We start from the raw sequence: 25,910 nt of genomic DNA, 5'->3' as shown, positions 1-25,910 counted from the left end.
AAAGGTGGGGTTTCATCTGGTTCCGTTCCTGAAAATTCGGATAGGGGCGAGATCCGAATTCATCCGAATTTCAGTTGGATTTTCAGGCCGTTGAAATGCGTAAACTGCGCGCATGGCTTACTCACCTGAACTCAGAGAGGCGGCAAAACGCCTCTATTTGCGACGCTACACGCCGCAGGAAATTGCAGATGAACTGGCGCTGCCGAATACCCGCATTGTTTACCACTGGGCGGAAAAATACGGCTGGCGTGATGTGCTGCGCGAAGAAGAAGTGGACGACGCCATCGCCCGCCGTGTTGTGCTGCTGACCAACCAGGCGGAGAAATCCCCGGCACAGCTGAAAGAACTCGACATGCTGATTGAAAAGCATGTGAAGCTGAAAAAGCAGCGCCAGCAAGCCGGGTGCAACCCGTCAGCAAATGGAAACGACCACGGCAACCCAACGGCACCACAAGGCAAAGGCAACCGCCCAGAACGCAACAGCGAAAAAAAGCCGAAAGGCAAGAAAAGGAAAAATGATGTTAGCGGGATAACCGCTGATAACTTTGCTGAACTGCACGCCAGCTTCTTCACATACCAGCTGACGATGCGCGAAAACCGGCACCAGCGCATTCGTAACATCCTTAAATCGCGCCAGATTGGCGCCACCTATTACTTTGCCTGCGAAGCGCTGGAAGGTGCGGTGCTCACCGGTGATAACCAGGTCTTCCTTTCGGCCTCCCGCGCCCAGGCGGAAATCTTCCGCACTTACATCATCAACATTGCGCGTGAGTTCCTGGGTATCGAGTTAAGCGGTAACCCAATCATTCTCAGCAACGGCGCTGAACTGCGTTTTTGTTCCACTAACAGCAAAACCGCGCAGGGCTTCCACGGCCATGTCTATGTCGATGAATATTTCTGGATCCCCAAGTTCGACGAGCTGAACAAACTCGCCTCGGCGATGGCGACCCACAAGACGTGGCGCAAAACCTATTTTTCCACCCCTTCGAGCAAAACACATCAGGCTTACCCGTTCTGGACAGGTGACACCTGGCGCGGCAATGCCAACACCCGTGAACACGTTGAGTTCCCGACATTTGAAGATTTCCGCAACGGCGGCGCACTGTGCCCGGACAAACACTGGCGCTATGTCGTCACCCTTGAAGATGCTGCGGCAGGCGGCTGTGATCTGTTTGATATTGACGAACTGCGCGACGAATACAGCAAAAACGACTTTGCCAACCTGTTTATGTGCGTATTTGTTGACGGTAACGCCAGCGTGTTTACGTTCAGCAAGCTGGAAAAGTGCATGGTGGATGCCAGCAAGTGGAAGGATTTTAAACCTGACGCGGCGCGGCCTTACGCCAACCAGGAAGTGTGGCTGGGGTATGACCCAAGCCGCACACGGGACAACGCCTGCTTGGTGGTAATTGCCCCGCCCCAAACGCATGCTGAAGTGTTCCGGGTGCTGGAAAAGCATTACTGGAAAGGGCTCAACTTCCAGTATCAGGCCAGCCAGATTGATGAGGCTTTCCACCGCTACCACGTGACCTATATCGGCATTGATACCACGGGCGTGGGCTATGGCGTGTGGGATTTAGTCAGCGCTGCGCACCCGCGTGAAGCGGTGGCGATTCACTACAGCAACGAAAACAAAAACCGCCTGGTGCTGAAAATGATTGATGTGATTGATGCCGGGCGATTGCAGTACGACGCCGAGCACAAAGACATTGCCATGGCATTCATGGCAATCAAACGCGTTGCCAGCAACAGCGGCAACATGATGACCTTCAAAGCCGAGCGAAGCGATACCACCGGCCATGCCGATGCGTTCTGGGCCATCGCCCATGCGCTGATTAATGAACCGCTGAACACGGCCGACGCACAGCGCGGCAGTTCCTACACCTTTGGGAAATAACCATGACCGAGCAACTCACCCGACCTGCCGCCAATGATGACACCACCCATGCAAACGCACCGGCCAGCGCCTACAGCTTTAGCAGCGGTTTTGAAACCGTGGATGCCAACAGCTGGCTGACCGAATACAGCGAACTGGTTTACAACGAGATGGATGATTACTGGGAACCCCCCATTAACCCTGAAGGGTTGGCGCAGCTGGCAAATGCCAACGCCTATCACGGCAGTTTGCTGATTGCCCGCTCCAATTACGTGGCGGGGCGCTTCAAAGGCGGTGGCAACATTCGCCGCCACCTGTTCCAGCGTTTCGCACGGGACTATACCCAGTTCGGTCACGGTGCTTTGCTGAAACTTCGCGATCGCCTCGGGCGGGTGATGGGCTTTTTCCCGTTGCCGGGCATGTATATCCGCAAACGCCGCAACGGCGATGTGTGGTTGCTGGAACGTGACGATAAAAAGCGGCTGTACAAAGCCAAGGATGTGATTTGGCTGGCGCAGTATGACCCGAAACAACAGGTGTATGGCCTGCCGGATTATGTCGGTGGGTTGCAATCTTCCCTGCTGAATAAAGACGCCACCCTGTTCCGCCGTCGCTACTACAAGAACGGCGCACACATGGGGTTTATCTTCTACAGCACCGATCCCAAGCTCAAAGATGAAGATGAAAAGATGATGAAAGAAGCCATTGCCAGCTCTAAAGGCGTCGGCAACTTTCGCAGCATGTACATCAACATTCCCAACGGCCACGAAAAAGGCATTCAGTTGATTCCGGTCGGCGACATTGCCACCAAAGATGAATTTGAGCGCATCAAGAACATCACCGCCCAGGACATTTTAGTCAGCCACCGCTTCCCACCGGGCAAAGGCGGCATCGTGCCCACCAATACCGCAGGCTTTGGCGACCCGGAAAAAGTGGGCCGCGAATATCTGCGTGACGAAATCATTCCGGTGTGTGAACTGATGATGGATGAAATCAACCATGACCCGGAGATTGCCAGCCGCAGGGAACTGCAGGTGGTGTTTGATTTGGGTTTGCCAGGGTGAGGACTTAGTTTGCGCAAAAAGAGCGACTGGAAGCTATCGACGATAGATATTCACTTATGCGCATTGTGGTATATTGTCTCACAAATTGGACAGTGATTGCGTGTTGCGTGCAGACAAGCAAAGGGCGGTAGTGTGGGTGAAGTATGTCCCAAAGTGAGTTAGCGTTCCGACCGGCGTTGTTGAACAAAAGCATAACAGCGCATTTTACAGTAACTTAACGATATTTTATGCGCATGTTATATTTTTCATCAAATAAGAATCAATATGTTACGCGATAATCAAGACATCTCTGATGTATGAGGTAGCGAATAATTCTTTTAGGAAACAACGCCGTTCCGACCATCCGAGTGCTCGAATCATCCCACAAAGTCTAAATTTTTCTCATGCATTTTATATGTATAAATACACAGTGCAATGTATATAGTAAAAATGAACTGGTTTTTAGTACGGGACACCCGTTTTCTCCCATTTAAGTTGCAACCATAAAACTTAACTCACTGATTTAGCAGAGCTATATGGTAAGCTGGCACAAGTGTACGCGGACTAATCGGGCGTCCTGGATTTGTACTAAACGGGCAAGTTGCCCGCTAATAAGTTGTTCAATTCTCAGTAAAAATTATTAAGGAGTAAAAATGGGCAAAATAGTAGCCTTATATAACAACAAAGGTGGAGTATCAAAAACTACTACCAACTTCAATTTGGGTGCTTATCTGTCATCCAAAGGAAAACGGGTTTTGATTGTTGATTGTGATCCGCAATGCAATATGACAGAGCTTTTCTTTGCTGCGCGGGAGGATTTGGATGATCCTGATTTTTCATTACCAGGAACATCAATTTATGAAGCATTGCTGCCAAGATTCAAAGGCCAGCAGGGTGAAATAAATCAACAGGACATTCAGCTTGTTGAGCACAATTTATACGAGTCTATGTTCTTGTTTAAGGGTGATTTAGAGTTTTCAAGAGCAGAAACTTATTTTGGCACTGCATGGAATCAAGCTGTTACTGAAAATATACACGAAAAAAACACATACATAGTTCTGAACAATTTACTTCGTTCGCTTATTGAGGCTCACGGATTTGACTATGTTATTTGTGATGTTGGTCCTAGCACAGGCGCTATTACCAAAACTGTAATAATTACCTGTGATGAAATTGTTGTACCGTTAGTTCCTGATCGATTTTGTTATCAAGCAGTAAAGCTTTTAGGTAACGTGATAAGTGAGTGGATTGAGCGTCACGCAATAATTTCTCAGTCATTAGTCCCATTTGGAATTGAACCATTTGCAGGTAAACCTAAGTTGGCTGGAACAATTCTCCAGAACTTTAAGGTTCATGCCGGCGCAAGAGTTAAGGAATCTTACATCAAATGGCAAAATAAAATATCTCATGAAATATCCACTTCACTATGTAAGGAAGGTTTTTTTGAACCGAAAAATGGTTTCGATATTAATATCCCATATATCGCATCAATAAAAGACGTTGCCGTATTAGCGCCAATTGCACAGCTATTTGGGAGAGCAATATTTGACATTCAACAAGAACATACTAAGGAAGCTTCAAGTGATGGGCGGATGTACTATGGATCAGTTTGGGCACCATGGGTCAATAGGATGGATGAGTATAAGCATGAAATTTCACTGATAGCAGAGTCTATTTCATGAGTACTGAATTTGTTTACACCGCGCTTATTGATGTTCTCTCATACCGCAATAGACTATATCACGACGTGCAGAGCGGTAAAGAAAGCTTCAAAGATGACCTGCTAAATTCATTATCCATCTTTGATTATGTAAATAATGCCATCTTCAATGTACAGGCCATATCGGACACAATTATTATCACATGTAATAGTCATGATAGGTTTGTTGAGTTCCTTAATTTGCTGAGAAAGGTTTTTATATCCTTTATGAATAGAGGGCTATTCATTCGAGGGGGAGTGGCTTACTCAAAGCATTTTCAAAGCGGTAGAATTACTTATAGTCATGCAGTTGCTCGAGCGTATGAGATAGAAAGCAAAGAGGCGATATACCCTCGCATCGTTATAGATCGTAATATTTTAGATATGTACACCACTGGAAAGGATCTTCCAAAGATATTCAATGAAGGATTGTTGGTTAAGCAAAATGATATTGTCTTTTTGAATATTGTCGATGCCAATAATTGGCAAAATGTTTACGAAATGGCTGCAGACATATACTCAAAAAGCAGATCTGAATTGGGAGGGAATGAAGTTGCATTCCAAAAGCATTCATGGTTTGAACAATATTTGTTTTCCTCGGCTTGCGCGTCTGAAGGTGCCGTTCGCTATATCTCTGTCCCGGAGTTAATTTAATGGTATATTGTCTCACAAGTTGGACATTGATTGCGTGTTGCGTGCAGATAAGCAAAGGGCGGTAGCTTAAATAACCCTGCAAAAATTAAGGTTTGGTAAGGCAAGTTTGTTTCGCCTCGTTTTGAGATTTATTTTCCAATGGCAATTTGTAAACTATTTGGAAAATCTAACTTAGAGATTTTATAAATAATCAATTACAAAAGAGGAAACTATGGCTTCATTAGATTTTGAAGTGGAAAAACAGAAGTTTCGAGAATTCTATAATGATAATCACTATGTTTTAGAAAGAGCTAAAGATAGTTTTATTAGTATTATTAACTCAATTCTAGTTACGGAAGGTATTTCTATATCATTAGTTTCAGGAAGAGTAAAGGATCGTGAAGAGTGTATAAAAAAATTCTCAAGAAAATACCAAGCTAAGCTTGAAGAAAATTCAACTGAATATGAGATTAAAGATTATATTACGGATATTCTTGGTCTGAGAATTGTTTGTTTATATGAAAAAGATGTAATTAAAATAAGAGATATACTCAAAGATGAGTTTTCTGTTATAGATGAAACCAATAAAATTCTCGATATAGAAAGCAAGGAGGATGTTTTTGGATATAAAGGCTTGCATATGGATTTGCAATTAAAAGAGCCTCGATCTGGAATGAAAGAGTATGTATTGTATCGAGATATGAGCTTTGAGATACAAATAAGAACCATAGTACAAGATGCTTGGAGTGTATTGGATCATAAAATTAAGTATAAAAAATCGATCCCAGCAGAGCTAAAAAGACGCATCAATACTTTAGCTGCATTATTTGAATTAGCTGATAGAGAATTTCTTAGCATTAGAGATGAAACAGATAAACTACAGGCATTAGCTAATAACAATAGGAAAAATTCAGCTGAGCCTCTCGATGTGTTTAATTTTGGTCCATCAGTTTTAACTTTTTTTGACGGTTATAAATTCCAATCTCACAAAGTTGATGGTTTTGTTGAAGAAGTAACAAGATATAAAAATATCACCGTTGAAGAGTTTTATGATGCTATAGATAAAAATATTGAAACTGTCAGGAATTTTGAAGCTCAATTAGGTTCTGATAGCACAACAAAACATCAATTCAATCCGTTTACCGTTATTCGCCATGCTTTATACTCGAAAGATCCTATAACTTATGAGCGTATTTTATACGACAAACAAAGAATGGCATTCGACGCTTGGTTAGGTAATACAAAAAAAACCGAAACATTTAATTAATACAAAAATATTTTTATTTTTCCATTAAAATCTAAGTCAAATAAATATATACAATTAAAGGTTTCGTTCTTATGATTTTAAATTATTGAACTATTAAATGATTTAAATCTAATTTTAATTATTTAATTAAGACTTGATACTACAGATGTTAAGGTGTGATATATAGGAGAATGATTGAATTTGAATATTGTTATAGTAACATATTTAATAAAGAGAATTTCATGGAAATAGATAAAATCATTGATCAACTTAATACTCCAATTGGCTTTCTTTCTGCTTTAGTAGGAATTGTAAGTGCATGCGTTACGGTATTCAAATTTTTCAAAAAAAAGCTCATAAAACTCAGAGAGCCAATTGATGTTAAATCATATTTACATTCTTTAGATATAAGGAAAAAGTATAAAATTGCTATCGTTGATGACGAGCTGAATGACTTCCCTATTGAATATATGAAGAAGCTTGGGTATACAGTTTCGACTTATGAGTCTATATCTCTCGCAGATGTAGATAGATTATTGTCATTTGACATTATTTTTCTTGATGTTAAAGGTGTTGTCAAAGAGGATTTTGAAACAGGTGGAGCCAAGCTTCTTAATTTAATAAAAAGAACCAAATCAAATATCGTAGTCATTGCTGTGTCGTCTGGTAAATATCAACTAAGCTTAAATGGTTTTTTTGAGAACTCAGATGATGTTCTAAATAAGCCCATAGAAGAATCAGAAATTGAGCGAATAATTAATGATTTAGTGAAAAATAATATTGATATAGATGTGATGGCTAATAAATTATATGAAATGGTGGTCTGCTCAGAATCAAAGCAACAGAAATTGATCAATAAATCATTAATCAAATATTTTTCAGGAGATATGAATTTTGATTCTCTGCGAGAAATTATTCATAAAAATACTAATCATATATATTCAGAGAGTATATCAAGTTTAGCAAAAATGATTTTGGGAAGAATTAATTATGATTCGTGATTTTTTTAAAAATGGACTTATAAATCATAATTTCCCGATCTCTGTAGATAATACTATTATTGATGGTAATAAGATCAGGAGAAATGGTGTATGCACAAAAGAATGCCATGTTGGTAATTACACGACAGAAATGGAAGTTATAAAGTGTCAGCATGGTTTTACCCACTACTTAAAGTCAGTTTCAGGTGTTAATTTAGCAATCGTCGAGGTTATATCTGACAATGCAAAATTGACCAGAAAGTATCGAGGTAGAAATGTAAACTTATTACATGCTAGTGAATGGTTTAATTATGTTAGTCTTTTTAGTAAAGAGCTAGAAGAATCAGTTTTTAAGAAAGCCAGTCAAGACTTTGATAAGTTTCATGAGGTTACAAAATGGTGTGATCAAATACATCATTACTCATTCAAGATATTAAAGAAGCATGGTGCTAATATTAAAGAAGCAGAAAAAAATGCACCTAATGATATAAAAAGTTTATATAAATCTTCTGTTATGTTGAAAGACTCATTAGAAACTGCGGGGATTTATTTTAACCCTAATGCAGCTAAGTATGGAAGAAGAAGATCTACAGACATCTATCGAATGATAGATAAGATAGTCAGAGTTGTGGAACATTCAGAGGGTAGTTCGTTCAATAAAAAAATAAGAATTAGTGGAGTGGTTGAAAAACACTATGATGTTTTTGAGTCTTTTAAGATTATACCTATGTCTTTTATTCAAAATGCTATAAAATACTCATCAAGTAATGAAATAAAAGTTCGGTTTGAAGAGTTTTCTAATCAATTATTAATAAACTTTATTTCAACAGGAAATTATATTTCAGAACAGCAGTTATCAAGATTGTTTGAACGAGGCTATCGAACTCCCTGGGCTAAACAAGTACATCATGATGGCAAAGGCCTTGGTTTGTATGTGTCTAAGATTGTAGCGGATGCTCATAAATTTGAAATAGGCGCGAAAAGTATGAAGCTAGCCTATGAGTACAATGGTAATCCTCAAGCTGAAAATCTCTTTTATTTGAAAATTTCAACAAGTAATTTGGAGATCTAATTTTCAGAAACCCATAGTGTTAACTAAAGGAGAGTGCTAAATTCTCCTGCTTTACTTCTAATATAGAGAAATAAAATTGTCACACTGAAAATTCTTTTACTATTGAAGACAAAGCTCCCCTTTATAAGCCTCGAGTTGATACATCAAATGGTTTAGTGAATGTTCTATTTTTTGCTGAAAATCTTGGGCCGTGTCGCATGCAGTGCCGGATTTGCTATTTGTAGTGATTGTCAATTAATCCAGCCTCGCTACCAACTACAAAAACTGTACAAACAACCAGCTATTCCCGTACTATTATCAGGTCGGCCAGTAAGTAAGGGAAAGTGCAATGCGTGTGGATTGCTCATGTGGTGCGGGTGCGGTAGTTAGCCGCAGCGAACGGAACAAACAAAACCCCAATGCTGCAGAATTATTCTGCTCATGTAAAAAACCCGAGTGCGGCCATTCGTTTGTGGCATCACTCGGGTTTAAACATGCCTTACAGTTACCAACGAACTTTCCTGCTGGCTTATCTCTAAGTGCTTACGTGCAGGGCACACGCATTTATTGTGGGTGTGGTAAACGGGCGACTATTCAAAAAACTAACCGTCTTTCTGCCAATGTGAGTGATATTTACTGCCAGTGTTCTTGCGGTCATCGGTTTGTAATGTGCCGCGCGTATGCCTATACCCTTTCTCCTTCAGCGCTGACCACCAATGAACTGGCGATAGCGCTGATCCGCTCTGTTACGCCGTCTATTCGTCAGACGCTTCAGCAACAACTTGCCCTGTTTTAATGTCTGCCTCCACTAATTCAAGTAAGTATGGCAACACCGTGTTATCTTCCTGATTCGCGGTGTTTTCGGCTGCACGGCTAATAAGCCAAGCGATTGCTTCGCTGTGATTTATTGACATCTCCCACCCCAAAACACTGTATGCATAAACAGTATATAAGGATGGGCAGATATGTCGAGCACACTTCACAATGATTGCCTCGATACTGTGAAGTGAATACATGTTATATGCCTTCCAAATAACATCGAAAATACGCATATTTACGCATAATCACTCGCGTTATTTCCAGTTTTTGCTTTTATGCTGCCATTGCCTTGATAAGGCCCAATGTCATGCGACAATCAGCCAATGCGCGGTGCGCGTTTTCTTCCACCGTCACGCCTTCATGGGCAGCCGCTGCGGTCAGTTTATGCCAGCGGTATTGATGGCGAGAGTCACACCATTCGCCACGGTATTCGGCGTATTCAAGCATGATGCAGGTAGCGTTAATGCTGCGTTCCAGTTCATCTGGTACTGCACGGTCTTTTCCGTGGGAAATCATGCTGGTTTGCCAGATTACACGGATGTCATATTCCGCGTTGTAAATCGCCACCGGACGGCTGACAAGCAACCCGGCAATCATGCCTTCTACTTCCAGCCAGGTTGGTGCCGTTTCTACCATGTCATTGGTGATGCCATGAATGGCGGTGGCTTCAGCGGGAATAGGTTTACTTGGCTTAATCAGAGTGTTGATTAACACGTTACCGCGCCCATCAATGGCAGCAAATTCGCAGATTTCCGCATCTTCGCCAAGGCCAGTGGTTTCGGTATCGATGGTGATTGCATTCGCCAGAACGTCACGCATGAAGGCTTTGAATTTCTCGGTGTTGGTCAGTTGCTCTCTGCCTTTTTTCATGCCTTGTACCTCATTCTCAAGTCTTCCATGTGCATGTCGGTCAGCAGTTGATTCATACACGTTTGCTCTGGCGGATCATACCGATTGAGGTATGACGCCCACCAATCAATGCTGGTTCGCCGCTCTGCTTTCGTTATATTGAATTTTCTCCATTTCGAACGCTCTTGCCTCAGGTTGTTGGCGAGCTGAATTCTTAACCGGCGCTGGTAGTCTATTTCCTGCTGCACGTTTTCAAGCTGATGGTGCAGGTATTCCAACCTGGCAATTTGCGCGTCTGTTGGGTTTTCATCGTTTTCAATCGCCTTATATTCGCGCTGCATGTTGATGATGGTTTCTTCCTTTGCCTGTTCCAGTTCACGCTTGATGTAATCGTTTCTGGCGTTGGCCTGCCACTGGCGATTGTTTACCGCCCAGCCTAGAAAGTTATCCAGATGGGTGGTTGCGTTTGGGCCCGTAAACGTGATTTGCCAATGGCCAGCAGCAAACACGCCGCGCTCGCGCTTCGCCTCATACGCTGCGCGAATTTCCTCATCCAGTGCCACCATCTTGGCTTTGATTTTTTCGATGCGCTGTTCCCGTTCTTCTTCGGTCAGCTTCTTGCTGTTTTTGGTGATTTGGTGAATTTTCTTCTGTTGCTTGAGTTTGACTTGTGCACGAACGGCGGTGGTGTCGTGGTGTGCATTGGTACGCGCCAGCTTTTCTTCACACTCAGCGATGATGGCGGCCATGTTGTCGGCTTGCCACGTCATGATGTCTTCGAACCCTTCGGCGCGGGCGGTTTTGCTGATGCCGTAACGGTTGCCACGTATCATCCCCTGGTTCTCTTTGCCGCCTTTGGCGGTGTAACCCACGGCTTTTACCAGATAGCTTGCACCTGCCCCCGTGTTTTGCATTCGTTGTAGATTTGCAAAGCCATTTCCCCACATTTTTTCCAAACGACCAGCCCAGGCAAAGAAATGCGTTTTCGGGACTTCCCAGCGAACCAACAAGTGAACGTGCGGATTGGGAACACCGTCTTCATTCGCGGGCATTTCCGCCACCCAAATGTAATCAAGCGGCGCAGCGGTTTTCTTCCACTTCCCGTTTACCTGCTTCCAGCGTGGGTGCTGTTTAATCTTGTCTTTCTGATCACCCCTGCGGATTGGTGTAAATTTACCCGCTGCTATGTGACGCCCACAGTTTTCACCCGCCTGCTTTTCCTTTGGCTCACCGCGCCTGGTGCGGCGTGGCATAAACGTCGGAACCCAACCGCGCTGGTAAGTTTTCTGTGCGAGGTCGATAAAGTGGCTGACTTCCTTGCCGATTGAGCTATCCGGCGTGAAAGCATGCACTTTGCTGTATACCCCACTGGCGCGAATACACGGGGCGCCCACATCAAAAATATCGTTGCCGTTTTCATCAACGCCGATGTGCTTCACCTCCGCAGGGTTGACGGCGGCTAAGTCGCCTTCCTTGCCCATGTCATCCAGCCAGGAAAATTCCCCCGCGGCGGTCACTCGCTTGGGCTCTTTCCCGATGGCATTCATCACGACAACAGTGCCTGCCACACCGGGCTTGATACGGTTTTTGGATTGCGGTTTGGGGCTCAGGATCCGTGCTTTCTGTTCGTCGCTGAATGTGAGCGTGGCGAATGTAGTAAACCCACCGCGCAGCACCTGCACGTAAGCGCCGGATGTGATGATTTTGGAAACGGCTCCTTGTGTGAGGTAGTGAGTAAACCGATCACCGGCTTGCGCTGGCGGTGCGTCTGATGTGCGCATCTGTGCAGCCACACGGATACGCCATTCATTCGACCATTCGCGGTGTTGCAGCTTTGCCACCACGGGGGCATTCACCACAAAACCATGCGCCTGAAGACATTTCACCGGATTCTTTTTCCAGTCCAGTTCAATGCCTGTGAATGCGTGCGCGGCAAACGGGGCGAGCAATGTTGCGTTTTCACCCATGCGTGGTTTCCGCACCATGGCAGCCAGCTTGCTGATCCGCTCACGCTTCTTGCGAATGCGCTCTTTCGCTGGTTTTGCCTCCTTATCGGCTTTCTCTGCGGCCAAAACCAGGCGTTGCGCTTCAATTTGCTCTCTTGTCGGACTTTTGCGCCACTGGACAAGGCTATTATCCCCAGCCGCTGCGCGGCTGCCCTGCGGGGCCAGTTCGGGTGGTAGGTACGGTTCGCGATAGCCGATAGCTCGCTTTAATGTTTCATCGTTTGAGTGATCATCACGAAAGAATTCCGCCGAGCCGATTTTTTCAGGCCCGGCGTTGGTGAACTGCCTGATTTCTTGTTGAGTGAAGAAGCTGGACTTCATACTGATGCAAACTCCTGCGCATCAACCACCAGAAAACCACCTTGGTTTTGGCCTTTCAGGAGCACGTTGTTGACGTTTTCGGGGCAGTCCAACTGCTGCATGGCTTGTTGAATAGCGATGTCTTTGGATTCGAATTCACCCAGTTGAATGTTCATCACTTCGGCGGTGTCAGCATGGCGCACAATCGCGCCGTCAGCGCTGAGGAAGATGGCAAGGAAATTATTCATGCTGCAATCTCCTGCGGTTTCTTCAGGTCTGCCAACTTCTCTATCAAACGGTCTTCTATCGCGTTGATGGTTTCCGGCGTGAAGGTCTGGCCGTGGGTGGTGTCAAGGTAGATAGCGCTTGTACCTTGCTGCAGGTCTACAATTTCCACCTGCATTTCCTGGCGGCTGGCCCATACCGAAACATCGACAAAAAAGCGGGTTCCCACGCTTTCTGCACTCAGCCAAATCAGTCCGTCTATCGCAGCTTGCAGGTCTTTCACTTGCGGCTCTTCCATGGTGTTCACCTTTTTAACTGACGAAAAGTCCTCTCATGAGGGGCAACCGTCTTGCTTGTTGTTAACGGAAATCGGAGGGCAGTGTTTTTTCGATGTGGCCCACGGCGTTGTTAAAGCGACGAATGACGCCTGAAAACTCGGTCAGGCCTCGGCGTATTTTTTCGCGGGTCAGGTCGTCCAGCTCGTTGAAGTTTTTATCGCGCAGGTTGTGGTCTGCTCGGCCTGTTAACAGGATAATTCCGCGCGCTCTTTCATCTAACCCGTTGTAAACCATGGCTATCTGGCTTTGTTTGTAGCCACTGGTAAATAATGCTTTGGCTGCAGCAATGCTTTCCGCCGCCGGCACTGGGGCGTTGGCGGCTTCTTCTACCATTGCCTCAAACTGTTTGAGGTTATGCGGGGTGCTTGTTAGGGCGACTGCGTTGCTCATGGGGTTTCTCCTTATGTGATGCCGGGCAGGGGGAAGCCTGCGGCAACATCTGCGCCCATGGCGAGAAGCGGCTGTATCCCTGCGGTTTTGTATTCGATGGTGTTGATGACAGAAACAAAATTGCGAATACCGGCACTCGCAATGTTTCTGATGCGGTCACGCTCGGTACGCGGTAGGCGGCTGCCGTTGGCGTTTTGCAGAACGACTTGCGCTAATTCGCCGGAATACTGGCTGGCTTTCAACGCTTGAACAGCCAGTGTCGCTTCCTGGTCTGAACCTTTCAGCGGGGCTCCAACATAGTTGACGCTCTGCAAAACACCCTCGATAAGCTCTGGTCGGCCGGAAGCATGGGTGATTTCAATCAGTTGCTCGACAGTCAGTTTGGCGTCGTCGTAATTGGGGTTTATGCGCTTGCGGATGGTGCCCGCTGCGTAACCCAATTCACGCTCTAACTGGCTGGAAAGTCTCAGTGCTGCAAAGGCATGACACCCAGACTTCCATCCCTTCAGGACACTCTCACGTGAACCGTCTATTTGATTATTTTGAGCCATGACAAATACTCAATTGAGGACATAAGGCAAGAAAAGAACTGCAATTGCGAAGGTGTGATACCAAAAAGGTAACTTTTCGAACGGCAGCTTTTCTTTTGAGCGATTAGCCGAATTCATGCCGCTTGCTCTGCACTGCGTTTGTAGAGGGCAACAAGGTTGATGAGAACCGTCGCGTTTCTGGCTTTTTTTGGAAGGATTGGCAATTCGCCAGATTGGATAAGGTCATCAATGGCGCGAACGCTTTGTCCTGTCATTTCGGCAAAGCGCTTTTTTGTGACGAAGGGCGCGGGCGGCGCTATGGCTGGTGAATACATAGTGTTATCCTTTTGAGTTACTTTGTGTTTGATTGTTTGTTTTTGCGTGTGGATTGAAGTGTAAACTTCATTTGAGTGAATCCTAGGTCTTCCTTTGGTTGATTGTCAATGTGTTTATGTCTGTTTTTCAAACCCGCGTCTCTTTTTTGAGTGTTATTTGCTGGAATTTGAGTCTTCAAATTCCCTTTATTGAGTGAAAGGACTTTTGTTATGGGAAGACTTACCCCGAAGATTCCTCCTTTTGAATACCTTGGTGGTAGAGAGCTGACAGACAAGTTAAAAGAGGTCGTTGGCGTGGGAACTGACTTGCAGTTAGCGGACGTGGTTGGTGTACCCAAAGGCACTATCTCGACTTGGCATCAAAGAAACTTGACCCCTTACGAGTTGATATTGCGTCTTTGTTTGGCGAAGGGCGTGAACATCGAATACTTGGCGCTTGGGAAAGGTGAGCCCTATGCACAAGGTTCAGAGTTATCTTCTTCTGAAGTGCTTAATGCTCAGCACTTAGAAAATGGCGCCATTTCAGAACTCGATCCTGTCGTTTTTGATAAGTCTTATCTTGGCGGGAACTTGAGCCGTGAAAACTGCATTGCTCTTTTCACTGATTCATCCAGCTACTTAATCAACACAAATGATACATCCCCAACTTCTGGCAACTATCTAATTGATGTTGATGGCGTTTTCTCTATTAATAAAGTCCGCCGCTTGCCTGGTAAAAAGCTTTCTGTTGATTTCGATGGATCGCTTATTGATGTAGCCGAAGGTGATATCAAGGTAATTGGCCGAGTGGTGATGAGTATGGTGAAACAATGAAACGATTACTGATTGCGGCCTTTTGTTTCCCAGCTTTTGCTGGCGCCAACGTGATGTCTGATTGTGAGGCTTCCGCTCGGGTCATCGCGGAATCCGCACCGTTATTAACGGGGGCGGTGTCGAAATACACTCAGCAAATAGACTACAAAGACTTCGCCTCTTGGCGGGTCGGCTACCTCACTCCGGAGTATGATCGGCTTAATGCTACTTTTGGCCGTTCTCCCTTTCCGGCAGCGAACTATAGCAACCCTGTTCTTTTTGCCGTGAAGAGTGATTTCTTTGGCCGAATTCCACTGATCGCCCAAAGTATTCAGTCAACATTAAGATACGGGGACAAGTACAAAGCTGACATCTCTTTGCATTGGCAGTTTGCTAAGGACGCTGGGGAGCTTTTTGCGAAGGAATGCCCTGAACAAGCTGCGAGTATGTAGTTTATGTCAGTTCGAAGCCTAAAAGACGGCAGCAAATTGCCTTGGATTTGTGAGTGTTATCCGCAGGGCTCCAAGGGTAAACGTGTTCGCAAGCGCTTTGCCACCAAAGGCGAGGCGCTTTCTTTTGAACGCTACACCATGGAGGAAGCGAACGCCAAACCGTGGTTAGGCCAAAAAACAGAATCCCGCACATTGAGACAACTTGCTGATTTATGGTTTCGGCTTCACGGCCAACACTTAACCAGTGGGGCCAAAAGTTTGAACCGCTTGCATCAGGCCATTGATGAATTAGGCAACCCGCTGGCGCGTGACTTCACAGCAAAAAACTTCCTTCACTGGCGATCACTTCGCGTAAATCGCTACGCTGCACAACACGGTAAAGATAAGCAGGCCGCTGCTGCCACGCACAATGTTGACCTGGCATTGCTGAAAGGGGTGTTTAATTTCCTGATCAGCGCTGACGAATGGCACTTGCCAAACCCGTTGGCAAGTGTGAAGAAACTGGCAAGCGACCAAGCCGAAATGACGTATCTGACTGAAGATGAAATCCGGCTATTGCTTGGCAGTTTTGAAAAGGCCACATACAAAGCCTCTTATCTTCTGGTGTGCAAATTGTGCTTGGCAACCGGCGCACGGATTTCAGAGATTGAGAACTTAACCCGCTCGCAGGTTTCACAGTTTAAAGTCACGTTCACCAAAACCAAGACCAAGCAAAACCGAACGGTGCCAATCAGTGAAGAGTTGTATTTGGAGCTGATTCGCTACGATGAAGAACACGGCCTGCCTGTTCAGCCAGTGCGCAAGATGCTGGAAAAGCGGTTGGCTAAATGGTTCCCACGCTTACCGGACGGCCAGAAGACGCACGTTTTCCGCCACACTTTCGCCAGCCACTTCATGCAGCATGGCGGCGATATACTCACCCTTCAGCGCATTTTGGGTCATGCTAATATTCAAATGACCATGAAATATGCCCACTTCGCACCCGATCATTTGCAACAAGCTGTAACCCTGAACCCACTGGCAACCATGATCACAATTGACTAACACCCTTGTTTTTCGCTCGATTTGAGTGGCGATAAAATGGCGGTGAACATTGAGAATATGCCGTAATATGTGCATGAATTCGTAATTCGAGGGTTTTGGCTGATTCGCCCTAAGCCCAGTAAATACGCGGTAAAGCCAGTGTTTTCGCGCTTCCAAAAAAAAGCCCGCCGTAGGGAGGCGGGTAAGATGCGATTATGGGTAGTGTCTGTCAGACATTTTGTTATTTATGTGTTTTTTAACATGTCATTAATTTTCCGGCAAATAGACGGTATCACTGGAGATGATATTTTTGATCGCCTCCACAAAGGGTGTCTTTTGTTGTCCTTAGAGGGTGGTACAATAGCGTTAACCTATTTGCAGGATATAGACAATGACAGAATTAAAGAATGACCGTTATTTGCGCGCGTTGTTAAAAGAGCCGGTAGATTACACCCCGGTATGGATGATGCGTCAGGCTGGCCGCTACCTGCCTGAGTATAAGGCAACCCGCGCGGAAGCTGGCGACTTTATGTCATTGTGCAAAAATGCCGAGCTGGCGTGTGAAGTCACCTTACAGCCGCTGCGCCGCTATGATCTGGATGCAGCTATCCTGTTCTCCGATATCCTGACTGTCCCCGATGCGATGGGCCTGGGCTTATATTTCGAAGCCGGTGAAGGCCCGAAATTCGAGCGCCCAATCACTTGTAAGGCTGACGTGGAAAAAATCGGTCTGCCGGATCCGGAAGGTGAACTGCAATACGTGATGAATGCCGTGCGTACTATCCGTAAAGGGCTGGAGGGCAAAGTGCCGCTGATCGGCTTTTCCGGTAGCCCATGGACGTTGGCGACATACATGGTAGAAGGCGGCAGCTCGAAAGCCTTTACCAAAATCAAAAAGATGATGTACGCCGATCCACAAACCCTGCATCTGTTGCTGGATAAGCTGGCAGACAGCGTGATTGAATACCTGAATGCGCAAATCAAAGCGGGCGCGCAATCGGTAATGGTATTTGATACCTGGGGCGGTGTATTGACGCCACGCGACTACAACGACTTTTCATTGCAGTACATGCATAAGATTGTTGATGGCCTTATTCGTGAAAATGAAGGCCGCTGCGTGCCCGTGACCCTGTTTACCAAAAACGGCGGTATGTGGCTGGAGAAAATCGCGGCAACCGGTTGTGATGGTGTGGGTCTGGACTGGACCGTTGACATGGCAGACGCCAAGCGCCGTATCGGCGATAAAGTGGCGCTGCAAGGCAACATGGACCCATCGATGCTGTATGCCTCACCGGCGCGTATCCGTCAGGAAGTGGCCACCATTCTTGAAGGTTTCGGTAATGGTTCTGGCCATGTATTCAACCTGGGTCACGGCATTCATCTGGACGTGCCGCCTGAAAACGCAGGTGTGTTTGTCGATGCGGTACACGAGCTTTCCAAACCGTACCACCAATAATCGAATTCCTTCACTGTCAGGGCCAGCGTTTGCTGGCCTTTTTCTTTCTCCTATGCTGTACAAGGTTCGTCGGGAATTTTGCTTAAAAAGCTGAACATTCCATTAAACTGTTTAATAAACAATGAATTATTTCTGGCTTGCTTTGGATTGATAAAGTTCGTGTATCAAAAAGCTGTTTATTAGACAAAAAGCTGATCAATGCGGTTTCTTAGCATCGGCAGGATTTCCGCATCGAACCATGGATTCTTCCTGAGCCAGAGATTATTGCGGGGAGAGGGATGGGGCAGTGCTATAAATTCCGGTGACCAGCAGACGTTGGCTTTCACCGTTTCGGTCAGGGTTTTGGGTTTGTCTTTTAAGTAATAACGCTGCGCATAATCGCCAATCAACAGGGTGAGCTGGATGTCAGGCAGCTGGGCGGTAATCAGTGGATGCCACATCGGTGCACATTCGGGTCTCGGTGGCAGGTCACCGGAATGGCCGCGGCCCGGATAACAAAACCCCATAGGCATAATGGCTACCTGCTCTGGGTTGTAGAATGTTTCCTTCTCCATTTGTAGCCATTCGCGCAGACGATCGCCGCTGGGATCATTCCACGGAATACCGGTTTTATGCACCCGTGTGCCCGGTGCCTGACCGATAATCAGCAATCTTGCTGAGGGTGCGGCCTGTACCACCGGACGTGGGCCTAAAGGCAAGTGCGCGCGGCAGTGGTTGCAATCACGGACCCTGTCCAGCAACAAGGCAAGTGGCTTGTCTGTCATCAGTACCCCAGTGAAAAATCCATCACAAAGTTCAGTGGCTCACCGTTCTGCCAGCGTTTGTAGTTTTCCACGAAGATGCCAAACACCTGCTCAGGGACGCTTTCGGCAGAGATATGTGGCGTAACGGTAATAGAAGGATGTTTCCAGAAAGGATGCGCGGCATCAAGCGGTTCGTGCGTGAACACATCCAGTACCGCATGACGGATATGCCCTTGCTCAATCGCTTTCAGCAGATCTTCTTCTTCCAGTACCGAGCCGCGCCCAACGTTAAATAAAACCGCCTGGTTGCAGGCTGACAGGGTATGTTGGCTGAGTAAGCCTTTGGTATCCGGTGTGGAAGGCAATACCGAAACAATGACATCTGCCGTGGACAGAACAGATGTCAGCTGTGCTGTTGTCACCACCTCATCAAACGGTGCCACAGGATGACCAGAGCGATTGACCCCAATGACTTTCATGCCAAAGTGGCGGGCGGTGGAGGCCAGGTGTGCGCCGATTGACCCTGTGCCCAGAATCACCATGCATTTGCCCGCCAGTCCCTGATAGGGAATGGGGGACCACTGTTGTTTGTGTTGTGCATCAAGGTATTGGGGAAAGTGGCGGGTGAGTGCCAGAAGCTGTCCGAACACATATTCTGACATCAAGGGGCCGAAAATACCCCGTACATTGGTCAACAAGTAGTCGGTTTTTGGTTTGGCGAGCAAGACGTCACAGCCAGCAAAAGTAGATTGCAGCCACGTGAGATTACGTGCGTTTTCCAGCTTGGGAGCCAGTTTTGGGGGATCGGCCAGAATAATGTTGGCTTTTTCTACATCGTCAGTGAGGACCAGATCCGGCAAGGCGGCATCCTCAAGCAGCGCCAGATAGCGTTTCTGCTGCGCGGAGCAAAGATAAAGTTGGTTCACATCTGTTCCTTTTTTACATGGCAGTTATCAAGTAAACTTGCGCGAAATTTCATTCCGGCGTAGTCCGCCGGCAATCACTGTAGACGGCAGACCATGTTACAAAATCCGATCCAGCTGCGACTCGAAAAACTCGACTCCTGGCAGCATATCACTTTTATGGCGGCGCTGGTGGAGCGCATGTACCCCAATTATGCGGCGTTTTGCCAGCAAACGGCGTTTGCCGATCCGCACGCTTTCCGTCAGTTACTGGACGCGGTATGGGAAGTGTTGACAGTCAAAAACGCCAAGATCAATTTTGAGCGTCAACTGGAAAAGCTTGAAGCGCTGATCCCGACCACCGAGGAATTTGACCTCTATCTGGTCTATCCGGCGATTGATGCCTGTGTGGCGATGTCGACCTTGATCCACACCCTGCTTGACCGCGATCTTATGATGGAGTCTGTACTGAAAATCAGCCAACAATCCGTGGCAAGCGTAGCGCAACTGGAAGAAGCGCAAACCGGCATTGAAGTGACCAATGAAAACCAGAAAGAAGTGGAATCCGTGTGTGCGGAGTGGGATGTGCAGTGGGCTATCTTCCGTGCACTGAGAGAAGCTAAAGAGCGTGATGTGGAAATGATCCGTGGTATCCGAAACGAACTGCGCGAAGAAGGGATCAGTAATTTGGGGCTGTCGATTTAAAGCTACTACGCAGATGAACGGAATAAAAACGGGCTTGGTGATGGCCCGTTTTGCTGTTCTTACTTCTGTGCTTTTTCGTCATTTGGCATGTCAGGTGCACTCTCGTTTTTCTCTGGCGTTTCCTGAGAGCTGGCTTCCCCGGTTACCGCTTTTTCGACGTCTGCCGCTTTCACTGCCTCGTCTTCGTCGTCATCTTTACTCTCAATCACGCCGTGGGTTTCTTTCCAGTCTTCCCAGCGCTCTTGAGCCAGAGCTTGCATGTTTGAGGTGGTGTCAGCCTCATCGAGAATTTCTTTGCCCACCAGATGTTCGAAGATATCTTCCAGGGTGATGATGCCCTGAACATCACCATATTCATCCACAATCAATGCCAGTTGTGAGCGTTGTGCCATCAGTCGGTCAAACGCTTTTGTGACAACAGTGGAATCGAGAACCACGGGAATAGGACGCATCAGGGTGCCCAGCTGCTTTTTGCCCTTACCGTGCTGGCTCGCAGAGAACAGCTCAAGGCGGTGCACAAAGCCCATGATGTTATCGCGAGATTCAACATAGATCAGAGGACGGGAGAACGGCGTGTCGTGGTGCTCACGAAGGAAATCTTCGATGGTCATGGTTGAATCAACACGGAACAGTACCGGACGTGGTGTCATCAGCTTTGTCACTGGCACGTCACGCAGGTTCAGCAGGTTGGTCAGCATGGTGGATTCATCATCCGCCAGTTCGCCACTTTCTTTTGCCAGCATTGCCATGGCAGAGATTTCATCACGTAGCTTGGGTTGCTCTTTACCGTGTGCCAGCCGGCGGGTTAATTGTTCTGATGCCCAGACAAACGGGGTCAACGCCCATACCATCCAGCGAAGGATGGTGGCCGCACTTGGTGCTAACTGACGCCAGTAGGTTGCACCGATGGTTTTCGGCACAATTTCTGACAGCACCAGTATTGCCAAGGTCAGGACACCAGAGAACACGCCCAGCCAGGCATCACCAAACACTTTGGCGGCCTGCGCACCGGATGCTGCCGCACCCACGGTATGGGCAATGGTGTTCAGGGTCAGGATGGAGGCCAAAGGACGGTCAATGTCCTCTTTCAGTGTGGAGAGACGGCCTGCAGCAGGGTGACCTTGCTGTCGCATTTGGGCGAGATAACTCGGGGTAATACTCAAAAGCACGGCTTCGAGTACCGAACAGATAAATGAGACACCGATAGACAGTGCCACAAACATGATTAGCAGGATCATTGTTTTCCAGCGTGAATGTAATAAACAGGACTAATACTAGCGTGAAAGATCGGGTCTGAGCGCAGTAAATACAAGAGTTGGAGCGAAAATATACCCCATATTTTGTGAGGATGCGCTCACTTTGTGGTTAAAGACTCTGCAGACAGTCACTTGTAGTGCCACAAACCTTTGCCAGCCGGGCTTCTTTTGAATTAGAGTTCACTTGTCTCAAGAAAACCTAAGAAGGGAAGACCTAATGAACAAGACCAACTTGATCGACCTGATTGCTGAAAAAGCAGACCTGTCTAAAGCACAAGCTAAAGCAGCTTTAGAAGCGACTCTGGCGGGTATCGAAGGTGCACTGAAAGACGGTGACCAGGTTCAATTGATCGGTTTCGGTACGTTTAAAGTTAACCACCGTGCTGCGCGCACAGGCCGTAACCCACAAACTGGTCAGGAAATCCAAATTGCAGCGGCAAACGTTCCTGCGTTTGTTGCGGGCAAAGCGCTTAAAGACGCAGTGAAGTAAGTTATACTCCGCCAAAGCAATTTCTTGTTTTGGCGGATATTTATGCGTGTAAGGGCGTATCTCCTCGTTTCCTCTCTTTTTTTGACTTTGGCGGGCTGCAGCTCGACAGAGATCCTTCAACCTTCTGTCCAAACCGTTACAGCCACCGTACAGGGTAATACCACCCGTATTTTCTGGCTCGATGAACGCCAACGTTTTCCCGAAACCCTCACTGAACTTGCCATCATGGGTGAGCATGGGCAGTACTCATCAGAATATCGCTGGCGAAAAGGCGTGGTGCGTGAAATCCAGCGTGAAGGAAACACCCTGATTGACGGTGAACTGAAGCATCAATGGGTATTGATTCGCTACGACTCTGAAGGTCAGGCGGTGTATCAGCAATACCGCCTGAATGGTGTTTTGTTGCCAATTCGAAGCACAGAGCTGGTTCGCTATTACCAACAGGCGCAAAAGGCGCTGGAAGCTGCCCAGACGCTTGGAAAAAACAAAAAATACTTCTTTCAGGGACACGGGAATCAACGGGAGTTTGAAGAGTGTGGGACCGGTGATGTAAAAACACTTAAATTCACCGTTGCTTTTCCTGATGACATCCAGCAACGCCTGAGGCAGGAAGACAATTTCATTGCTGCGGTTGGCACGGTAGAGGGAGACATCAATACCGTGGAAACCATGATTGTCCTGGGTGACGGCAGCGTGAACTGTTTCGAAATGCCCCGCTTGACAGGAGATAAACCTCTGAATGAGAAAACGCGCCCGTAGGCGCGTTTTGACATTCTGAACCAGCCCATTACTCGCCCTGTTCGCGGGCAATGGCACGGTAGCCAATATCATTGCGGTAGAACATGCCATCCCAACTGATTTGTGAGGCCAGCTCATAGGCGCGTTTTTGCGCTTCAGACACCGTTTCACCCATGGCGGTGGCACACAGCACCCGGCCGCCAGCCGTCACAACGTTGCCGTCTCTTTCGGCTGTACCTGCGTGGAACACTTTGGCCGCATTCAGCTCAGCCATTGGCAGCCCAGAAATGACATCCCCTTTGTTGTATGATGCTGGATAGCCACCTGCCGCCAGCACTACACCAATGGATGCACGTGGATCCCACTTGGACTCGACTGTGTCGAGCCTGCCGGCAATCGCTGCTTCACAAAGTTCAACCAAGTCTGATTGCAAGCGCAGCATGATAGGCTGCGTTTCCGGATCGCCGAAACGGCAGTTGTACTCGATGACTTTCGGTGTGCCATCTGCCATCACCATCAGGCCTGCGTACAGAAAACCTGTATAGGGATGCCCTTCCGCTGCCATACCGCGCACGGTGGGGAAAATCACTTCGTTCATCACACGGTCATGGATTTCCGGTGTGACGACCGGTGCCGGGCTGTATGCCCCCATACCGCCTGTGTTTGGACCGGTGTCGCCATTGCCCACACGTTTGTGATCCTGGCTGGTAGCCATGGGCAGCACGTTCTCACCGTCTACCATCACGATGAAGCTGGCTTCTTCGCCATCGAGAAACTCTTCAATGACAACACGGCTGCCAGCTTCGCCGAAGGCGTTGCCTGCCAGCATGTCACGGATTGCATTTTCGGCTTCTTCAAGGGTCATCGCCACGATCACCCCTTTCCCGGCTGCCAAGCCGTCTGCTTTGACCACAATCGGTGCACCTTTTTCACGCACATACGCCAGTGCAGGCTCAATCTCGGTGAAGTTTTGGTATTCCGCAGTCGGGATTTGGTGCCGGGCGAGGAAATCTTTAGTGAAGGCTTTTGACCCTTCAAGCTGCGCTGCTGCTGCAGTTGGGCCAAAGATAGGCAAACCTGCTTCTTGGAATGCATCCACGACACCAATCACCAATGGTGCTTCCGGCCCCACAATAGTGAGATCGATACTTTTCTCTTTGGCAAACGCCACCAGCGCTGTAATGTCTTCAACACCAATCGCCACGTTTTCAAGCTTGGGCTCAAGTGCTGTGCCAGCGTTTCCCGGCGCCACATAAACGGTGTTTACTTTTTCTGACTGGGCCACTTTCCACGCCAAGGCGTGTTCACGGCCACCGTTACCAATAACCAATACGTCCATATTCAATCCTTCAATCAAGGCAGCCCAGCATGCATCTGGGCTGTGAGAAATACTCAGTGGCGGAAGTGGCGCATGCCGGTAAAGATCATGGCCATACCGTGTTCATCGGCAGCGGCAATCACTTCGTCATCACGCATGGAACCACCAGGCTGGATCACACAGGTGATACCTGCTTCTGCGGCGGCGTCAATGCCGTCACGGAAGGGGAAGAAAGCGTCAGACGCCATCACGCTGCCAGCGACCTCCAGGTTTTCATCAGCGGCTTTTATACCAGCGATTTTGGCAGAATAAACGCGACTCATCTGGCCTGCGCCCACACCAATGGTCATATTGCCTTTGGCGTAAACAATGGCGTTGGATTTTACGTACTTCGCCACTTTCCAACAGAACAGGGCATCACGCAGTTCTTCGTCAGAAGGCTGGCGCTTGGAGACCACCTTTAGGTCATTGTGAGACACCATGCCTTGGTCGCGATCCTGTACCAACAGGCCGCCATTTACGCGCTTCACATCAAATCCGGTGGTTCGCGTGTTCCACTCGCCACAGGCCAGCAGGCGAACATTTTTCTTTGCACTGATCACCTCTGCAGCTGCATCGGATACGCGGGGTGCAATGATGACCTCCACAAACTGGCGGTCAACAATCGCTTGTGCCGTTTGTGCATCCAGTTCACGGTTAAAGGCGATGATACCGCCAAATGCCGATGTTGGATCGGTCTTGTAGGCGCGGTTATACGCGTCGAGGATGTTTTCACCCAGCGCGACACCACAGGGGTTGGCGTGTTTGACAATCACACATGCCGGCTCGACAAACTCTTTTACACACTCCAGCGCGGCGTCAGTATCGGCGATGTTGTTGTAAGACAAGGCTTTACCCTGAAGCTGAGTTGCCGTTGCCACAGAAGCTTCTTCCGGGTTGGCTTCGATATAAAACGCTGCTGCCTGGTGGCTGTTTTCGCCGTAGCGCATGTCCTGTTTTTTGATGAATTGTTGGTTGAACGTACGTGGGAATTTTGACGCGTCGTCACCTTCCTTCCCGTCTTTATCAAGCGTGTGATAGCCATAAGAAGGCACCATGGTACCGAAGTAGTTGGCGATCATGCCATCGTATGCGGCAGTGTGTTCGAAGGCGGAAACGGCGAGATCAAAGCGGGTTTTCAGGGTCAGCGAGCCGTGATTCGTATCCATTTCTGCCAATACGCGGTCATAGTCAGATGCGTTTACCACGATGGTCACGTCTTTATGGTTTTTCGCGGCAGAACGTACCATAGTCGGGCCGCCGATATCGATATTTTCAACCGCGTCTTCCAGTGTGCAGCCCTCTTTTGCCACTGTTTCTGCGAATGGATAGAGGTTAACCACTACCATGTCAATGGGTGAGATGCCGTGCTCATCCATGACCATATCGTCTGTTTCGCGGCGACCCAGAATGCCGCCGTGGACTTTCGGGTGTAAGGTCTTTACGCGTCCATCCATCATCTCTGGAAAACCGGTGTAGTCAGACACCTCAGTCACTGCCAGGCCTTGTTCAGCCAACAGCCGGGCAGTCCCGCCGGTCGACAGGATTTCGACCCCTTTTTCTGCGAGCGCTTTGGCAAATTCTACAATGCCGGTTTTATCAGATACGCTAATCAATGCGCGACGAATAGGACGAGCGTTTTCCATGACTATTATCTCTTTAAATGTGGGGGATAA

27 protein-coding genes are annotated in these 25,910 nt (G+C 47.5%); 15 read left to right on the top strand and 12 right to left on the bottom strand.

Translation table 11 applies throughout. The features are described from left to right. Positions 1–112 precede the first annotated feature (112 nt). The 8 genes from VHA_RS01540 (at position 113) to VHA_RS18520 (ending at position 9,324) form a co-directional block, all read left to right on the top strand. Positions 113–1,897 carry a terminase large subunit domain-containing protein gene (locus tag VHA_RS01540; RefSeq protein WP_005501143.1) on the top strand — a complete coding sequence of 595 codons (1,785 nt, stop codon included), beginning with the start codon at positions 113–115 and terminating at the stop codon, positions 1,895–1,897. 2 nt (positions 1,898–1,899) lie between these two features. Next, the gene (locus VHA_RS01535; RefSeq protein ID WP_005501142.1) at positions 1,900–2,940 is read left to right on the top strand and encodes a phage portal protein; all 1,041 of its coding nucleotides are present in this window, start codon (positions 1,900–1,902) and stop codon (positions 2,938–2,940) included. A 632-nt stretch (positions 2,941–3,572) separates the two neighbouring features. Then, on the top strand, positions 3,573–4,601 hold the full coding sequence (locus tag VHA_RS01530; protein ID WP_005501141.1) for a ParA family protein: 1,029 nt from the start codon (positions 3,573–3,575) through the stop codon (positions 4,599–4,601). Continuing rightward, positions 4,598–5,272, top strand: coding sequence for a hypothetical protein (locus VHA_RS01525; protein ID WP_040527975.1), 675 nt, complete (start codon positions 4,598–4,600; stop codon positions 5,270–5,272). The genes VHA_RS01530 and VHA_RS01525 overlap by 4 nt, the downstream gene beginning before the upstream one ends. 211 nt (positions 5,273–5,483) lie before the next feature. Continuing rightward, positions 5,484–6,518 (top strand): GTP pyrophosphokinase, encoded by a 1,035-nt coding sequence (locus tag VHA_RS01520; protein WP_005501140.1) that lies wholly within the window; start codon positions 5,484–5,486, stop codon positions 6,516–6,518. Positions 6,519–6,739: 221 nt separating this feature from the next. Then, on the top strand, positions 6,740–7,498 hold the full coding sequence (locus VHA_RS01515; RefSeq protein ID WP_005501135.1) for a response regulator transcription factor: 759 nt from the start codon (positions 6,740–6,742) through the stop codon (positions 7,496–7,498). Further along, on the top strand, positions 7,488–8,549 hold the full coding sequence (locus VHA_RS01510) for an ATP-binding protein (RefSeq protein WP_005501133.1): 1,062 nt from the start codon (positions 7,488–7,490) through the stop codon (positions 8,547–8,549). The genes VHA_RS01515 and VHA_RS01510 overlap by 11 nt, the downstream gene beginning before the upstream one ends. Before the next feature lie 328 nt (positions 8,550–8,877). Continuing rightward, on the top strand, positions 8,878–9,324 hold the full coding sequence (locus tag VHA_RS18520; protein WP_081455977.1) for an ogr/Delta-like zinc finger family protein: 447 nt from the start codon (positions 8,878–8,880) through the stop codon (positions 9,322–9,324). A 296-nt stretch (positions 9,325–9,620) separates the two neighbouring features. On the opposite strand, the gene VHA_RS01500 is transcribed toward VHA_RS18520, so the two are convergent. The 7 genes from VHA_RS01500 to VHA_RS01470 all read right to left on the bottom strand — a co-directional run bounded on the left by VHA_RS01500 (position 9,621) and on the right by VHA_RS01470 (position 14,320). Next, positions 9,621–10,217 carry a 3'-5' exonuclease gene (locus VHA_RS01500; RefSeq protein ID WP_005501131.1) on the bottom strand — a complete coding sequence of 199 codons (597 nt, stop codon included), beginning with the start codon at positions 10,215–10,217 and terminating at the stop codon, positions 9,621–9,623. Further along, on the bottom strand, positions 10,214–12,523 hold the full coding sequence (locus VHA_RS18370; protein ID WP_005501130.1) for a rolling circle replication-associated protein: 2,310 nt from the start codon (positions 12,521–12,523) through the stop codon (positions 10,214–10,216). Before VHA_RS18370 ends, VHA_RS01500 begins: the two co-directional genes overlap by 4 nt. After that, on the bottom strand, positions 12,520–12,750 hold the full coding sequence (locus VHA_RS01490; RefSeq protein ID WP_005501129.1) for a hypothetical protein: 231 nt from the start codon (positions 12,748–12,750) through the stop codon (positions 12,520–12,522). The genes VHA_RS18370 and VHA_RS01490 overlap by 4 nt, the downstream gene beginning before the upstream one ends. Next, complete coding sequence (locus VHA_RS01485) at positions 12,747–13,025, bottom strand: hypothetical protein (protein ID WP_005501128.1); 279 nt, start codon at positions 13,023–13,025, stop codon at positions 12,747–12,749. The genes VHA_RS01490 and VHA_RS01485 overlap by 4 nt, the downstream gene beginning before the upstream one ends. Before the next feature lie 61 nt (positions 13,026–13,086). Beyond that, positions 13,087–13,455 carry a hypothetical protein gene (locus VHA_RS01480; protein ID WP_005501127.1) on the bottom strand — a complete coding sequence of 123 codons (369 nt, stop codon included), beginning with the start codon at positions 13,453–13,455 and terminating at the stop codon, positions 13,087–13,089. 11 nt (positions 13,456–13,466) lie between these two features. Beyond that, a complete protein-coding gene (locus tag VHA_RS01475) occupies positions 13,467–14,006 on the bottom strand; it encodes a phage regulatory CII family protein (protein ID WP_005501126.1) in 540 nt (179 codons plus the stop codon). Positions 14,007–14,119: 113 nt separating this feature from the next. Beyond that, a complete protein-coding gene (locus VHA_RS01470; RefSeq protein ID WP_005501125.1) occupies positions 14,120–14,320 on the bottom strand; it encodes a hypothetical protein in 201 nt (66 codons plus the stop codon). Between the two features lie 210 nt (positions 14,321–14,530). Between VHA_RS01470 and VHA_RS01465 the strand changes: the two genes are divergently transcribed. The 4 genes from VHA_RS01465 (at position 14,531) to hemE (ending at position 18,043) form a co-directional block, all read left to right on the top strand. Further along, entirely contained in the window at positions 14,531–15,133 is a 603-nt protein-coding gene (locus VHA_RS01465; protein WP_040527970.1) for a phage repressor protein CI, read from the top strand. Then, positions 15,130–15,564 (top strand): hypothetical protein, encoded by a 435-nt coding sequence (locus VHA_RS01460; protein ID WP_040527968.1) that lies wholly within the window; start codon positions 15,130–15,132, stop codon positions 15,562–15,564. The genes VHA_RS01465 and VHA_RS01460 overlap by 4 nt, the downstream gene beginning before the upstream one ends. 3 nt (positions 15,565–15,567) lie before the next feature. Further along, positions 15,568–16,608, top strand: coding sequence for a phage integrase (locus VHA_RS01455; RefSeq protein WP_005501123.1), 1,041 nt, complete (start codon positions 15,568–15,570; stop codon positions 16,606–16,608). 370 nt (positions 16,609–16,978) lie between these two features. Beyond that, entirely contained in the window at positions 16,979–18,043 is a 1,065-nt protein-coding gene (hemE, locus tag VHA_RS01445) for a uroporphyrinogen decarboxylase (protein WP_005501122.1), read from the top strand. A 179-nt stretch (positions 18,044–18,222) separates the two neighbouring features. On the opposite strand, the gene VHA_RS01440 is transcribed toward hemE, so the two are convergent. Next, positions 18,223–18,807 carry a uracil-DNA glycosylase family protein gene (locus tag VHA_RS01440; protein WP_005501121.1) on the bottom strand — a complete coding sequence of 195 codons (585 nt, stop codon included), beginning with the start codon at positions 18,805–18,807 and terminating at the stop codon, positions 18,223–18,225. Continuing rightward, a complete protein-coding gene (locus VHA_RS01435) occupies positions 18,807–19,712 on the bottom strand; it encodes a D-2-hydroxyacid dehydrogenase (RefSeq protein WP_005501120.1) in 906 nt (301 codons plus the stop codon). Before VHA_RS01435 ends, VHA_RS01440 begins: the two co-directional genes overlap by 1 nt. Before the next feature lie 93 nt (positions 19,713–19,805). On the opposite strand from VHA_RS01435, the gene VHA_RS01430 reads away from it, so the two are divergent. After that, entirely contained in the window at positions 19,806–20,393 is a 588-nt protein-coding gene (locus VHA_RS01430) for a YjaG family protein (protein WP_005501119.1), read from the top strand. A gap of 59 nt (positions 20,394–20,452) precedes the next feature. Here the strand turns inward: VHA_RS01430 and VHA_RS01425 are convergent, their stop codons facing one another. Continuing rightward, a complete protein-coding gene (locus tag VHA_RS01425) occupies positions 20,453–21,631 on the bottom strand; it encodes a CNNM domain-containing protein (protein WP_005501112.1) in 1,179 nt (392 codons plus the stop codon). 235 nt (positions 21,632–21,866) lie between these two features. On the opposite strand from VHA_RS01425, the gene hupA reads away from it, so the two are divergent. Both hupA and VHA_RS01415 read left to right on the top strand, forming a co-directional pair. Beyond that, positions 21,867–22,139: a nucleoid-associated protein HU-alpha gene (gene hupA / locus VHA_RS01420; RefSeq protein ID WP_002542017.1), complete on the top strand. Its 273-nt coding sequence runs from the start codon at positions 21,867–21,869 to the stop codon at positions 22,137–22,139. 42 nt (positions 22,140–22,181) lie between these two features. Further along, positions 22,182–22,898: a DUF1481 domain-containing protein gene (locus VHA_RS01415; RefSeq protein WP_050778516.1), complete on the top strand. Its 717-nt coding sequence runs from the start codon at positions 22,182–22,184 to the stop codon at positions 22,896–22,898. Positions 22,899–22,926: 28 nt separating this feature from the next. On the opposite strand, the gene purD is transcribed toward VHA_RS01415, so the two are convergent. Next, positions 22,927–24,216, bottom strand: a complete 1,290-nt coding sequence (gene purD, locus VHA_RS01410; RefSeq protein ID WP_005501108.1) for a phosphoribosylamine--glycine ligase — start codon at positions 24,214–24,216, stop codon at positions 22,927–22,929. A gap of 53 nt (positions 24,217–24,269) precedes the next feature. After that, positions 24,270–25,880, bottom strand: a complete 1,611-nt coding sequence (gene purH, locus VHA_RS01405) for a bifunctional phosphoribosylaminoimidazolecarboxamide formyltransferase/IMP cyclohydrolase (protein ID WP_005501106.1) — start codon at positions 25,878–25,880, stop codon at positions 24,270–24,272. Between the last annotated feature and the right edge of the window lie 30 nt (positions 25,881–25,910).

The organism is Grimontia hollisae CIP 101886 (genome assembly GCF_000176515.1).
GTDB classification, from domain to species: Bacteria; Pseudomonadota; Gammaproteobacteria; order Enterobacterales; family Vibrionaceae; genus Enterovibrio; species Enterovibrio hollisae.
This window is presented reverse-complemented; position numbering and strand designations above follow the sequence as displayed.

Excerpts from the sequence above, each read along its gene's own strand:
- VHA_RS01540 (WP_005501143.1), top strand. The coding sequence starts at position 113 with ATGGCTTACTCACCTGAACTCAGAGAGGCGGCAAAACGCCTCTATTTG.
- VHA_RS01535 (WP_005501142.1), top strand. The coding sequence starts at position 1,900 with ATGACCGAGCAACTCACCCGACCTGCCGCCAATGATGACACCACCCAT.
- VHA_RS01530 (WP_005501141.1), top strand. The coding sequence starts at position 3,573 with ATGGGCAAAATAGTAGCCTTATATAACAACAAAGGTGGAGTATCAAAA.
- VHA_RS01525 (WP_040527975.1), top strand. The coding sequence starts at position 4,598 with ATGAGTACTGAATTTGTTTACACCGCGCTTATTGATGTTCTCTCATAC.
- VHA_RS01520 (WP_005501140.1), top strand. The coding sequence starts at position 5,484 with ATGGCTTCATTAGATTTTGAAGTGGAAAAACAGAAGTTTCGAGAATTC.
- VHA_RS01515 (WP_005501135.1), top strand. The coding sequence starts at position 6,740 with ATGGAAATAGATAAAATCATTGATCAACTTAATACTCCAATTGGCTTT.
- VHA_RS01510 (WP_005501133.1), top strand. The coding sequence starts at position 7,488 with ATGATTCGTGATTTTTTTAAAAATGGACTTATAAATCATAATTTCCCG.
- VHA_RS18520 (WP_081455977.1), top strand. The coding sequence starts at position 8,878 with ATGCGTGTGGATTGCTCATGTGGTGCGGGTGCGGTAGTTAGCCGCAGC.
- VHA_RS01500 (WP_005501131.1), bottom strand. The coding sequence starts at position 10,217 with ATGAAAAAAGGCAGAGAGCAACTGACCAACACCGAGAAATTCAAAGCC.
- VHA_RS18370 (WP_005501130.1), bottom strand. The coding sequence starts at position 12,523 with ATGAAGTCCAGCTTCTTCACTCAACAAGAAATCAGGCAGTTCACCAAC.
- VHA_RS01490 (WP_005501129.1), bottom strand. The coding sequence starts at position 12,750 with ATGAATAATTTCCTTGCCATCTTCCTCAGCGCTGACGGCGCGATTGTG.
- VHA_RS01485 (WP_005501128.1), bottom strand. The coding sequence starts at position 13,025 with ATGGAAGAGCCGCAAGTGAAAGACCTGCAAGCTGCGATAGACGGACTG.
- VHA_RS01480 (WP_005501127.1), bottom strand. The coding sequence starts at position 13,455 with ATGAGCAACGCAGTCGCCCTAACAAGCACCCCGCATAACCTCAAACAG.
- VHA_RS01475 (WP_005501126.1), bottom strand. The coding sequence starts at position 14,006 with ATGGCTCAAAATAATCAAATAGACGGTTCACGTGAGAGTGTCCTGAAG.
- VHA_RS01470 (WP_005501125.1), bottom strand. The coding sequence starts at position 14,320 with ATGTATTCACCAGCCATAGCGCCGCCCGCGCCCTTCGTCACAAAAAAG.
- VHA_RS01465 (WP_040527970.1), top strand. The coding sequence starts at position 14,531 with ATGGGAAGACTTACCCCGAAGATTCCTCCTTTTGAATACCTTGGTGGT.
- VHA_RS01460 (WP_040527968.1), top strand. The coding sequence starts at position 15,130 with ATGAAACGATTACTGATTGCGGCCTTTTGTTTCCCAGCTTTTGCTGGC.
- VHA_RS01455 (WP_005501123.1), top strand. The coding sequence starts at position 15,568 with ATGTCAGTTCGAAGCCTAAAAGACGGCAGCAAATTGCCTTGGATTTGT.
- hemE (WP_005501122.1), top strand. The coding sequence starts at position 16,979 with ATGACAGAATTAAAGAATGACCGTTATTTGCGCGCGTTGTTAAAAGAG.
- VHA_RS01440 (WP_005501121.1), bottom strand. The coding sequence starts at position 18,807 with ATGACAGACAAGCCACTTGCCTTGTTGCTGGACAGGGTCCGTGATTGC.
- VHA_RS01430 (WP_005501119.1), top strand. The coding sequence starts at position 19,806 with ATGTTACAAAATCCGATCCAGCTGCGACTCGAAAAACTCGACTCCTGG.
- VHA_RS01425 (WP_005501112.1), bottom strand. The coding sequence starts at position 21,631 with ATGATCCTGCTAATCATGTTTGTGGCACTGTCTATCGGTGTCTCATTT.
- hupA (WP_002542017.1), top strand. The coding sequence starts at position 21,867 with ATGAACAAGACCAACTTGATCGACCTGATTGCTGAAAAAGCAGACCTG.
- VHA_RS01415 (WP_050778516.1), top strand. The coding sequence starts at position 22,182 with ATGCGTGTAAGGGCGTATCTCCTCGTTTCCTCTCTTTTTTTGACTTTG.
- purD (WP_005501108.1), bottom strand. The coding sequence starts at position 24,216 with ATGGACGTATTGGTTATTGGTAACGGTGGCCGTGAACACGCCTTGGCG.
- purH (WP_005501106.1), bottom strand. The coding sequence starts at position 25,880 with ATGGAAAACGCTCGTCCTATTCGTCGCGCATTGATTAGCGTATCTGAT.